We start from the raw sequence: 12,309 nt of genomic DNA, 5'->3' as shown, positions 1-12,309 counted from the left end.
CGCGAGGGTCGCCGGAAGCCGGAATCGAGGTTTGACCCGAAAAATGGGAGCCGCCTCTCTCTGCCAGGGGGTGCCTACGGGCGCCTCTTCCCCCAGCTGAAAGGCAGATGCCATGCAGCTTCCAGGTCTCCTCCACCGGGCGGGCCTCACCGCCTTCGTGGCCCTCACCACCCTGCTGTGCCTCCTGCTCCCCGCGCACGTGCTGGCGGCGGACCGGGGCGCATGGGCGCCCAACACGCCGTACACGGTGGGCGACATCGTCTCCTATTCCGGCAAGGGCTACGACTGCCGGCAGTCCCACACGTCGCTCGTCGGCTGGGAGCCGCCGAACGTTCCCGCCCTCTGGCTGGAGCGTACGGGGAATCCACCGCCGGACACCCAGGCGCCCTCGGCCCCACCTTCGCTCACGTCCACGGCGAAGACCCATGAGAGCGTGTCGCTGTCCTGGGGCACGTCCACGGACAACGTGGGCGTCACCGGCTACGAGGTCTTCACCAACGGAGGCACGGCCGCGTCGGCCACCACGTCGGGCGCCACCAGCGTCACGGTGACGGGCCTCGCGGAGAACACCACGTACACCTTCACCGTGAAGGCCCGCGACGCCGCGGGCAACCGCTCGGCCGCGAGCAGCGCGCACAGCGTGACGACCTCTCCTCGCCCGCCGGTCGACACCGTGCCGCCGTCCACGCCCGGCAGCCTGCGCTCCACCGGCGTGAGCAACAGCAGCGTGTCGCTGAGCTGGAGCGCGTCCACGGACAACGTGGCCGTCACCGGCTACGAGGTCTTCGTCAACGGCGGCGGCAGCGCCTCGGCCACCACCACGGGCGCCACCAGCGTCACGGTGACGGGCCTCAACGCGAACACGACCTACATCTTCACCGCGAAGGCGCGCGACGCGGCGGGCAACCGCTCGGCGGCGAGCAACAGCGTGTCCGCGACGACGACGGGCACGCAGCCCACGGGCAACAAGCTCATCGTGGGCTACTGGCACAACTTCGACAACGGCTCGACGAACATCCGCCTTCGCGACATCTCCGCGAAGTTCAACGTCATCCAGGTCGCCTTCGCCGAGCCCGTGGGCGGCGCGGGCTCCGGCAACATGGCCTTCACGCCGTACAACTCGAGCGTCGCGGACTTCAAGGCGGACATCGCGCTGCTCAAGAGCCAGGGCCGCAAGGTGCTCATCTCCATCGGCGGGGCGAACGGCACGGTGCACCTGGACGACGCCACCGCGCGGCAGAACTTCGTCACCACGATGCAGAACCTCATCACCACGTACGGCTTCGACGGATTGGACCTGGACCTGGAGGGCAGCTCGCTGTCGCTCAACGGCGGGGACACCGACTTCCGCAACCCGACGACGCCGCGCATCGTCAACATCATCCAGGCCACGCGCCAGCTGCTCAACCAGAACGGCACGGGCTTCATCCTCACCATGGCGCCCGAGACGGCCTACGTGCAGGGCGGCATGTCCGCGTACGGCGGTCCCTGGGGCGCGTACCTGCCCGTCATCCACGCGCTGCGCGACAGGCTGAACTACCTGCACGTGCAGCACTACAACACCGGCACCGTCATGGCGCTCGACGGCCGGGCCTACGCGCAGAGCACGCCGGACTTCCACGTGGCCATGGCGGAGATGATGATTCAGGGCTTCCCCGTGGGCGGCAACACCAGCGCGATGTTCCCGGGGCTGCGCGCGGACCAGGTGCTCATCGGCCTGCCGTCGTCACCGCAGGCGGCGGGCGGCGGGTACACCACGCCGGCCAACGTGCACAAGGCGCTCGACTACCTGCTCAAGGGCCAGTCCTTCGGCGGCACCTACGTGTTGAGGAATCCCGCGGGCTACCCCGGCTTCAAGGGCCTGATGACCTGGTCCATCAACTGGGACCAGTTCACCAACTTCGAGTTCTCCAACAGCCACCGCGCGTACCTGGACACCTACCCGTAGGCCCGTCTCCCACGGACCCGGCGCAGGCGAGGATTGCGCCGGGTCCGCCACGGCGCTAGGGAGGCGGTCCCCGTATGTCCGCGACCGCCGACCTGCTCGAAACCATCCAGGAGGAAGCGCGCCCGGAGACCTGGTCCGCCGGCATGGGCCTGGCCCGCGCCGGCGCCGTCTCGGTGCAGTCCGTCGGCGAGGAGGAGACGGTGCTGCGCATGCGCGCCACCGGCCGCCCCGCCCCCGTGACGACGGTCCTCTATCCCGAGGACGAAATCTGGGAGTGCGACTGCCGGGGGAAGCATGACCCGTGCGAGCACGTGGTCGCCGCCGCCCTCTTCCTCCACCACGCCGCGCAGAAGGGCGCTCCGCCCCGTCCCGCGGCTCCCGCACGTCCCGCCGCGCCCGCGCGACCCATGGCGTCCGCGCGGCCCTCGGCGCCCGCCGCGCCCGCTCGTCCCACGACGGCCCCAGCGCCCGGTGCGCGGCCTGGAGCGACGGCCAAGCCGGAGCGGCTGGTGTACCGCTTCAAGCGCGTGGACGGGGGCCTCCAGTTGGAGCGGCTGGTGGTCCGTCCGGACAACACCGCGCGGCTGCTGGCGCGCAGCCTGTCCTCGCTGCTGACGAACCCCGTGGAGGCCGCGCGCATCCAGGTGGAGCCGTGCGACCGCGTGGTGGACGCGCTGCTCGCCAGGCCCACGCGCGGCGCGCTCCCGCCGGAGCGACTGGATGCGCTGCTGCGAGCGCTGGAGCCCGCGCGCACCATCCTCTTCGACGGGATGTTGATGTCCGTCTCCAGCGAGCTGCTCCTGCCCCGCGTCACGGTGGAGGACCGGGGCGAGCAGACCGTGATGAAGGTGGACAGGGACCCGCGCGTCACCGAGGTCATCAGCCCCGGCATCGCGGTGGGCGGCGGCGTGCTGTTCCGGCTCGGCGAGCAGTCCCTCTCCGGTTCACGGCTGGAGAAGCTGCCGCAGGAGCGCGCCTTCTCGCCAGACCAGATGGGCGAGCTCACCGGCAAGGTGCTGCCGGAGCTGGCCAGGCGCCTGCCGGTGGACGTGAAGAGCAAGCGGCTGCCGGCCATCGACCGCACGCTCAAGCCGCGCATCTCCCTGGAGCTGGACCCGCTCGAAGGCGGGCTCTCGGTGTTGCCCACGCTCGTGTACGGCTCGCCGCCCACGGTGCGCATCGACAACGGGCGCATGGTGTACCTGAGCGGCGCGGTGCCCGTGCGCGACGAGGGCGCCGAGCAGAAGCTCATCCACGGCCTGCGCGACGAGTTGAACATGGTCCCCGGCCGGCGCGTGGCGGTGCAGGGCAAGGAGGCCGTGCAGCTCGCCGACAAGCTGCGGCGCTGGCGCGGCGGGCTCACCGGCGACGCGGCGCGCTTCGTCAGCCCGGACGTGAAGCTCAAGCCCGTGCTCGGCGTGCAGACGGGCACCACGGAGGTGGGCGCGCCGAGCGTCGGCGTCTCGTTCAACTTCGAGGTGGAGGGCGCGGGCCCGGACGCGCCGCGCATGGTGGACGCGGCCGCGGTGATGAAGGCCTACGAAGAGGGCCTGGGCCTGGTGCCGCTGGAGGGCGGAGGCTGGGCGCCCCTGCCCACCCAGTGGCTGAAGTCGCATGGGCAGCGCGTGACGGACCTGCTGGCGGCGCGCGACTCGAATGGCCGCATCGCCAACCACGCCATCCCCCAGCTCACGGACCTGTGCGAGGCGCTGGAGCACCCGCCCCCGCCCGGCCTGGAGAAGCTGGCGCCGCTGGTGAAGGGCTTCGAGAAGCTGCCCGAGCCCCACCTTCCCCAGGACCTCACCGCGAAGCTGCGCCCGTACCAGCTGCACGGCGTGAGCTGGCTCACCTTCCTGCGGCAGGCGGGACTGGGCGGCGTGCTCGCGGACGACATGGGTCTGGGCAAGACGCTGCAGACCCTCTGCATGCTCGGGAAGGGCACGCTCGTCGTGGCGCCCACCAGCGTGCTGCCCAACTGGCACGCGGAGGTGCGGCGCTTCCGGCCGTCGCTGAAGGTGTCCGTGTACCACGGCCCCGGCCGCTCCCTGGACGAGACGGCCGACGTGACGCTCACCACGTATGCGCTGCTGCGGCTGGACGCGGAGGTGCTGGGCGCGAAGACGTGGGACATGGTGGTGCTCGACGAGGCGCAGGCCATCAAGAACCCCGACAGCCAGGTGGCGCGCGCGGCGTACGATCTGGAGTCGAACTTCCGGCTCGCGCTCAGCGGCACGCCCATCGAGAACCGGCTCGAGGAGCTGTGGAGCCTGATGCACTTCACCAACCGGGGCCTGCTCGGGGGGCGCAAGGACTTCGAGGAGCGCTGGGCGCGGCCCGTCTCGGACAACCTCAAGGGCGCGGCCGAGCGGCTTCGCGCGCGCATCCGGCCCTTCGTGCTGCGCAGGCTCAAGCGGGACGTGGCGCCGGAGCTGCCGCCGCGCACCGAGTCCGTCCGCCACGTCACCCTGAGCGAGCACGAGCGCGCCGTCTATGACGCGGTGTACTCGGCCACTCGGGAAGAGGTGGTATCGCAGCTGGAGGCCGGCGGCAGCGTGCTCAAGGCGCTGGAGGCGCTGCTGCGCTTGCGGCAGGCCGCGTGCCATCCGGCGCTCGTCCCGGGTCAGCACGCGAAGTCGTCGTCGAAGGTCCAGGCGCTGGTGGAGGCGCTCGCCACGGCGGTGGAGGACGGGCACAAGGCGCTCGTCTTCTCGCAGTGGACGTCGATGCTGGACCTCATCGAGCCGGCGCTGCGGGAGGCGGACATCGGCTTCATCCGCCTGGACGGCGGCACGTCCAACCGAGGCGCGGTGGCGGAGGCCTTCCAGGACCCGAAGGGCCCGCCGGTGATGCTCATCTCCCTCAAGGCGGGCGCCACGGGCTTGAACCTCACGGCGGCGGACCACGTGTTCCTGGTGGACCCGTGGTGGAACCCCTCCGTGGAGAACCAGGCCGCGGACCGCGCGCATCGCATCGGCCAGCAGCGACCCGTCATGGTGTACCGGCTGGTGTCCCAGGGGACGGTGGAGGAGAAGATCCTCACGCTCCAGGACAAGAAGCGCGCGCTCTTCGAGTCCGCGCTGGGAGGCGCCTCCGGTGGCGGCGCCGCCATCACCCGCGCGGACCTGATGCAGCTGCTCGACTGAGGTGGTGGGCCTCGGCTCCATTCGAGGCTCGCGACACATTGGCGCGGAAGCATCGGCCGCGTCGCTCACGAAGGCGGTCGACCGCGACGTGGGGCTCGACCTGGTGGCGCGACCCGCTCTTGGGAGGGCGCCCGCTACCCTCCGCGACAGTGCCCCAGCTCGGCCCGCGCCTCGCGCGTCTCCTGGGCGTAGGCCTTGCTCCAGGCGCCCAGCTCCTCCCACGCGCGCCGCGCCTGCTCGCAGCCCTCCTCCGCCGCGCCCGTCAGGCGGAGCGCTCGCGCCAGACGGCGACGCACCCTGGGCACTCGCGCGGAGACCACCTGTCGCCGCGTGAGCGCCTCCAGCGCCGTGCGCAGCGGAGGGAGCGCCTCCGCGGGTTCACCCCTCGCGAGCTGGACGTCCCCCAGGACGAGCAGCGCCTCGATGCGCTCGGAGGACACCGGGCCCAGGTCCTTCTCCATGCGCACGAGCGCGTGCTCCACGTGGCGCTTCGCCTCGTCCACCTGGCCCAGGAAGAGGAGCGCGTCCGCGAGGGCTCGCAGCCCCGTTGCGTCCACCTCGTCCTTCGCGACGAGTGGCTGCTGGAGCGCGACCCCACGCGCATGGACACCTCGCGCTTCCTCCTGGAGTCCCGAGAGACGCAGCAGCCGGCCCACCTCGTGGAGGTCCAGGGCCACCTCCGGATGAGCGACACCGTAGACTTTCTCGCGATGCGCCAGGAGGCCTCGCGCGTGTGCGAGCTCCCGTGTGCGCTCGCCCTGCTCACCCAAAACCCCGAGCCGGTTCGACGCCATGCCCATCAACACCGGGCTGTTGGCGGCCACGCTCTTCTGGGCCACCGACCAGCTCTCCTCCGCGGCCTCGCGCGCCTGGGCGCCATGCCCCCATTCGAAATGGACGAGCGCCAGGTTCGACCAGGCCCGGGCCACCGAGAGGTTCGCATCCCCCAACGTGTGACGGAGGATGTCGAGCGCGCGGTGGAGGACGGCCTCCGCCTGGGACAGCTCCCCCAGCATCGCCAGCGTCCCACCCAGGTTCACCAGGGCGCGTCCGGTGTCCCGGTGCGTCGGTCCGAAGTACGCCTCGTGGAGCCGCACCGACTCCTGCTGCCAGTGTCTCGCCTCCATGAAGCGCCCCTGCTTCCGGGTGAGCAGCCCCAGCCGCCCGCTCAGCTCCGCGTGCGCATGCGTCCGCCCCTTCGAGCTGGCGGCCTCCAGGGAGGCTCGCAGCAGCGGCTCGGCTTCCGCGAAGCGTCCTTCCTGCTCCAGCAGCTCCGCCTGCACGTGGTTCAGCAGCGCATCCAGCTCTGCGTCCCTCAGGGACTCCGCCACGGCCCTCGCGCGATGGAAGTAGGGCCAGGCCTCTTGCGTGCGCCCCAGGCTGTACCCGTGCAACCACGCCTGGGACTTGAGCACCCGCCCGAGCACGCCCAGGTGTCGCCCCGCCTCGGCCGCCAGCGAGCCCTGGGCCAGGGACTTCCGAGCCTCGTCGAACGCACCCGCGTCCTCTTGCAGGAGCGCACAGAGCAGATGTGCCTCCGCTTCGAGTGGCCGGTGACGCGTCGCGAGCGCGCGCTCCCGGGCGGGCAACACCAGCTTGAGCGCCTCCGGGGTATGGCCCGCGAGCAGCTCCGCGTTCGCACGCGCCAGCTCCACACGCACCGCGTCCACCTCCGCGCGAGCCTTCGGGTCCTGGGGAAGGGAGACCGCCTCCTGCAACGTGCGCACGTCCGCGCAGTGGACCACGCCGCCAAGCGACGTCCCGAGACCGAAGCCACGCTCCACCGTCCGCGCGTCCGCGCCCTGGAGCGCCACCGTCAAGCGCGACAGTTCGTCCAGGCGCTGGTCCAGACACGTCATCCGCAATCCCAGCGCCGCCTCCGACTGCTCGCCGAAGACCCGCGTCGCCTCGCACGCGGATTGATGCGCGTGTGTCCAATCCCGGGTCCACCGGTCCAGCGAGGACGCCACGGCCTGGAACGAGGCCTCCGCGGAGACGTCCCCTGTCTTCAGGAAGGACTGATGCACGGCCTCCCGCACCGACGCGTCCCAGACGCCCACGAGGTGCCTCTCGCTACCATGGCAGAGCTCGCTGGAGTCCTTCGAGGCAGGCCCCAACACGAGGAACCCCAGGCCCACCAGTCCACCCGCGAGCACGGCCACGGCGGCGCTGCGTTTCCAGGCGCCGACCTCGCGCGCGAGGCGGGCCCGCAGGACCTCCATGGACTCGAAGCGTCGCGCCGGGTCCACCGCGAGCCCGCGTCGGACCACGGCCGCGAGCCACGAGGGCACGCCGCGCTTCTCGGGACGCACCTCCATGCGCTGCATGGACGCCAGCAACTCCTCGCGCGTGTTGCCGGCGAAGGGACGCTGTCCGTTGAGCGCTTCGTAGAGCGCGACGCAGAAGGAGAACTGGTCCGAGCGCGCATCCCCGCGCTCGCCACGGAGCTGCTCCGGCGACGCATACCCGGGGGTCCCCAGGAACACGCCCGTGACGGTGAGCGACTCGCCGCCGGTGACGACGGGGCCGTCCTCCCGAGAGGGCTCCAGCGCCGCCGCGTTGGACAGGCCGAAGTCGGTGATGCGCACCTGCGCGTCACGCGTGAGCAGGACGTTGTCGGGCTTGAAGTCGCGATGGGTGATGCCCAGCGCATGCGTGGCCGCGAGCCCATCGGCGGCCTGGATGAAGCGCTCGAGAATCTCCCGGCGCGTGCGCGGCGTCTCCGCGAGCCACCGGCGCAGGGTGCCGCCCTCGACCAGCTCCATCACCAGGAAGAGCTGCCCCTGGAACTCGCCCACGTCGTGCAGGTGGGCGACGTGGGGATGCGACAGCCGGGCCATCGTGCGGGCCTCGCGCTCCAGTCGCTGCCGTGCCTGACCGAGAGAGCCCTCTCCGAGCCTCGTGAGGTTCAGCAGCTTGAGCGCGACCTTGCGGTCCAGCTCCGGGTCGTAGGCGGCGTGGACGCGGCCCATGCCTCCCTCCCCCAGGAGCCCCAGCACCACGTAGCGCCCCACGCGCGCGCCCGTTCCCACCGATGGCTCAGGCGACTGCAGCCCGCTCAGCGCGGCGAGCACGCTCCGACACTCCGAGCACCCCGCGACGTGCTCGCGCAGGCTCGTCGTGCTCTCGGGGTCCAGCGCACCCCTCGCGTAATCGGAGAGCGTGTTCTCGTCGGGACAGCTCACGGCCGTCCCTCCAGCAGGCCCGAGAGGCTCAAGTCCAACCGGCCCTGGATGGCGCGCATCAGGCTGTCCACCTCCGGCTCGGGCAGGGACAGTCGCTCGGTGAGCGCGCGGCGCGTGCGCTTCTCCAACAGGGCCTGCACCGCGGAGAGCCGACGGGAGAGCGTGGATTTGTGCAGGCTGAACAACGCCCCCATGCGCTCGAGCGACAGTCGCTCGACGAAGTGCAGCCGCAACAACTCCCGGTCCTCGTCATCCAGCGACGCCACCGCGCGGATGAAGGCCGCGCGCACGTGCCCTCGGGCCTCCTCGCGGACGAAGCCCAGCTCCAGTCCACCGGGCGCGGGATGCGCGGCGAGCACCTCGGCGTCGACCAGCGACTCGTCTCCGAGCGCCTTGCGCATCCGCAGGGCGAGCCGCACCGCGGAGATGCTCACCCAGTGCAGCAACGGACCCGAGCCCGCGTAGCCGAGCAGCCGCGACGGTGCGTCCGCGCGAGGCATCAGGAGGTTGGCGCGCAGCACCTGAAGCACCTCGTCCACGAACACGGGCGAGGGGTGGATGCGCGACAAGGGGACGTGCAGCTCGCGGAGGACCTCCTGCTCCAGCAGCGCACGGGCCGCGGGCACACCCTCCGCGCACGCGAGCGCGAGTGCGAGGTCCCGGCTGTGCAACCGCTGCAACGTGAGCCCCGGGTCCGTGGCGCGCGCGAGCTGCGCACCGAGATGTCGCGCGAAGGAACGAGACTCGGGCGCGGCGTCACCGAGGGCGACTGCCTCGGAGACAGCGCGCGCCACGGCCTCCCGGGCTCCTGGTGATTCGCGAAGCCTTGCGGCGGACGACTCGCCAGCGGACCGCAACACCGCATCGAACAGCTCGGCGTCAGCCCCATGCATTCCAAGCACTCCTGTCATCAAAGCCGCGAGTCGACGGAGCCAGGGCCTCGCCCATTCACACCTGGCGCACGAAGGATGAACAGGGAACCCACGCCTCCGGAAATTACCACGGAGGCTCCGGCCCGCCGAACGTGGCGTGCCCACTCGCTCTTTCTCAGCGGGCCTGGGTCCCCCTCGCGTCCCACGAATGAAACGACCCACACTCCAGGAGAAACGTCTCGCAACTCCAAAGAGGGCAGGAAGGCGAGCCGCCCCCCAGAAGTGAGTTCCCACGAGCAGCACTTCACGAGGTGCTTCGCTCCGAGCTACCAATCGGGTCTTCGCCTCCGTCTGACGACTTCCTCGCGCGGCCGCTCGTCTCCGGGGAGCCCCACGCACCACAGCTCGGGACCAGCGCTCGCGCCTCGCGCGGCAGGGCCGAACTGGACCTCCCCGTCTGACGACTCCCTCGCGGGGCCCTCCGTCGCCAGGGGCCTCATGCACCGCGCGCTCGGGTCCATCGCTCGACGCTTCGTCGCTCGCCCGCTGTTCGTTGCGCCCTCCCGACACCAGATTGGGTAGGACACCCGGCAGGAGCCCACTTCATGAGCCGACCCCGCCGTCCCTCCCATGCAGGCACGTCCAGCGACCGCCCGACAGGCTTCGTCCGCGTCCGAGGTGCTCGGGAGCACAACCTCAAGAACGTGGACGTGGAGATGCCCCGCGACGCCCTGGTGGTCTTCACCGGCGTCTCCGGCTCGGGCAAGTCCTCGCTCGCCTTCGGCACGCTCTACGCGGAAGCCCAGCGACGCTACTTCGAGTCCGTGGCCCCGTACGCCCGCCGGCTCATCGACCAGGCGGGCATCCCGGAGGTGGACGCCATCGAGGGCCTCCCGCCCGCGGTGGCCCTCCAGCAACACCGGGGCGCGCCGACGACGCGCTCGTCCGTGGGCAGCGTGACGACGCTGTCAAACTCCCTGCGCCTCCTGTACTCGCGCGCCGGCACGTACCCGCCGGGCCAGCCCCACCTGGACTCGGACGCGTTCTCCTCCAACACGCCCGCGGGCGCCTGTCCGAACTGCCACGGCCTGGGCCGCGTGTACGAAGTCACCGAGCGCTCGCTCGTCCCCGACGACTCGCTCACCATCCGCGAGCGGGCCATCGCCGGCTGGCCTCCCGCGTGGCACGGACAGAACCTGCGCGACATCCTGGTGACGCTCGGCTACGACGTGGACCGCCCCTGGCGCGAGCTCCCCAAGAAGGACCGCGACTGGATTCTCTTCACGGACGAGCAGCCCACCGTCCCCGTCTACGCGGGCTTCACGCCAGCCGAGACGCGCCAGGCCCTCAAGCGCAAGTCGCCCCCCAGCTACATGGGGACCTTCAGCAGCGCGCGGCGCTACGTGCTCCAGGCCTTCGCCACGACGCAGAGCCCGCTCATCAAGAAGCGCGTGTCCCAGTACATGGAGAGCGGCGAGTGCCGCGTCTGCCACGGCAAGCGGCTGCGTCCCGAGTCCCTCTCCGTCACCTTCGCGGGCCTGGACTACGGCGAGCTGTCCCGACTGCCGCTCAAGCGCGTCGACACACTCCTGCGCCCCTTCGTCGACGGCACCGCGCCGGGCTTGAAGAAGCTCACCCGCGAGCACCCGGAGAAGGCGCTCGTCACCGAGCGCATCGCGAAGGACCTGGTGGAGCGCCTGCACGTCCTGATGGAGCTGGGGCTGGGCTATCTCTCCCTGGAGCGCGCCACACCCACGCTCTCGCCGGGAGAGCTCCAGCGACTGCGGCTGGCCACCCAGGTGCGCTCCAACCTGTTCGGCGTGGTGTACGTGCTCGACGAGCCCTCCGCGGGCCTGCATCCGGCGGACACCCAGGCCCTGCTGCGCGCGCTCGATGCGCTGAAGGGCTCGGGCAACTCGCTGTTCGTGGTGGAGCACGAGGTGGACGTCATCCGTCACGCGGACTGGGTGGTGGACGTGGGCCCCGCCGCCGGCGAGAAGGGCGGCGAAATCCTCTACAGCGGTCCGCTCGACGGTCTCCAGCGGGTGGAGGGCTCCCAGACGCGGCGCTACCTCTTCGGCGAGCAGACCGCGCGCACGCACGCGCCCCGCGAGCCCCAGGGCTGGCTGCGGTTGAAGGACGTGTCGCGCAACAACCTGCACGGGCTGGACGCCGACTTCCCGCTGGGTGTCTTCACCACCGTGACGGGCATCTCCGGCTCCGGCAAGTCGAGCCTGGTGAGCCAGGTGCTGGTGGAGCTGGTCGCCACGCACCTGGGCCACGCGCCGCCCGAGGAGGACGAGGAGGGCGAGCCCCTGGAGCGCTCCGAGGTGAAGACCACGGGCGGCCGCATCGTCGAGGGGATGGAGGGGCTGCACCGAATGGTGCGCGTGGACCAGAAGCCCATCGGCCGCACGCCGCGCTCCAACCTGGCGACGTACACAGGCCTGTTCGACCACGTGCGCAAGCTCTTCGCCGCCACGCCCACCGCGCGCTCGCGCAAGTACGACGCGGGCCGCTTCTCCTTCAACGTGGCCAAGGGCCGCTGCGAGACGTGCGAGGGCGAGGGCTTCGTGAGCGTGGAGCTGTTGTTCCTCCCCAGCGTCTATGCGCCCTGCCCCACCTGCCACGGTGCCCGCTACAACGCGAAGACGCTGGAGATCCGCTACCGCGGCAAGAACATCGCCGAGGTGCTGGGCATGACGGTGGACGCCGCGCACGCCTTCTTCACCGAGGAGCCCCACGTGGCCCGCGCGCTCGGCGTGCTGCGCGAGGTGGGCCTGGGGTACCTGCGCCTGGGTCAGCCGGCCACGGAGCTGTCCGGCGGCGAGGCCCAGCGCATCAAGCTGGCCACCGAGCTGCAGCGGCCACAGCGGGGCCACACGCTCTACGTCCTGGACGAGCCCACCACGGGCCTGCACGCGGCGGACGTGGACAAGCTGATGACGCAGCTCGAAGGGCTGGTCGACGCGGGCAACACCGTCATCCTGGTGGAGCACGACATGCGTGTCGTCTCCGCCAGCGACTGGGTCATCGACATGGGGCCGGGGGCGGGAGACGAAGGTGGGAGCATCGTCGCGGCGGGCCCTCCCGCGAAGCTCGCCCGGTCATCGACGAGCCGCACGGCGCCGTTCCTCACACTAGGATGACCGTCCCCAAGC

5 protein-coding genes are annotated in these 12,309 nt (G+C 71.3%); 3 read left to right on the top strand and 2 right to left on the bottom strand.

Features of this window, described 5'->3' with window-relative positions; genetic code table 11:
* The first annotated feature begins 112 nt into the window (after positions 1-112).
* Positions 113-1,948, top strand: coding sequence for a fibronectin type III domain-containing protein (locus VZQ01_RS31470; protein ID WP_426745481.1), 1,836 nt, complete (start codon positions 113-115; stop codon positions 1,946-1,948).
* 74 nt (positions 1,949-2,022) lie between these two features.
* Positions 2,023-5,091 (top strand): DEAD/DEAH box helicase, encoded by a 3,069-nt coding sequence (locus tag VZQ01_RS31465; RefSeq protein WP_426745480.1) that lies wholly within the window; start codon positions 2,023-2,025, stop codon positions 5,089-5,091.
* 134 nt (positions 5,092-5,225) lie between these two features.
* On the opposite strand, the gene VZQ01_RS31460 is transcribed toward VZQ01_RS31465, so the two are convergent.
* Entirely contained in the window at positions 5,226-8,276 is a 3,051-nt protein-coding gene (locus VZQ01_RS31460) for a protein kinase domain-containing protein (RefSeq protein WP_426745479.1), read from the bottom strand.
* Complete coding sequence (locus tag VZQ01_RS31455; protein ID WP_426745478.1) at positions 8,273-9,070, bottom strand: transcriptional regulator; 798 nt, start codon at positions 9,068-9,070, stop codon at positions 8,273-8,275. Before VZQ01_RS31455 ends, VZQ01_RS31460 begins: the two co-directional genes overlap by 4 nt.
* Positions 9,071-9,753: 683 nt before the next feature.
* Here VZQ01_RS31455 and uvrA point away from each other — a divergent pair.
* Complete coding sequence (gene uvrA, locus VZQ01_RS31450; RefSeq protein ID WP_426745477.1) at positions 9,754-12,297, top strand: excinuclease ABC subunit UvrA; 2,544 nt, start codon at positions 9,754-9,756, stop codon at positions 12,295-12,297.
* Positions 12,298-12,309: the final 12 nt, after the last annotated feature.

The organism is Myxococcus faecalis (genome assembly GCF_050039385.1).
In the GTDB taxonomy this organism is placed as follows: domain Bacteria; phylum Myxococcota; class Myxococcia; order Myxococcales; family Myxococcaceae; genus Myxococcus; species Myxococcus fulvus.
The sequence above is the reverse complement of the archived record's forward strand: the minus strand, read 5'-3'. Positions and strand labels throughout refer to the sequence as shown.

Excerpts from the sequence above, each read along its gene's own strand:
- uvrA (WP_426745477.1), top strand. The coding sequence starts at position 9,754 with ATGAGCCGACCCCGCCGTCCCTCCCATGCAGGCACGTCCAGCGACCGC.
- VZQ01_RS31470 (WP_426745481.1), top strand. The coding sequence starts at position 113 with ATGCAGCTTCCAGGTCTCCTCCACCGGGCGGGCCTCACCGCCTTCGTG.
- VZQ01_RS31465 (WP_426745480.1), top strand. The coding sequence starts at position 2,023 with ATGTCCGCGACCGCCGACCTGCTCGAAACCATCCAGGAGGAAGCGCGC.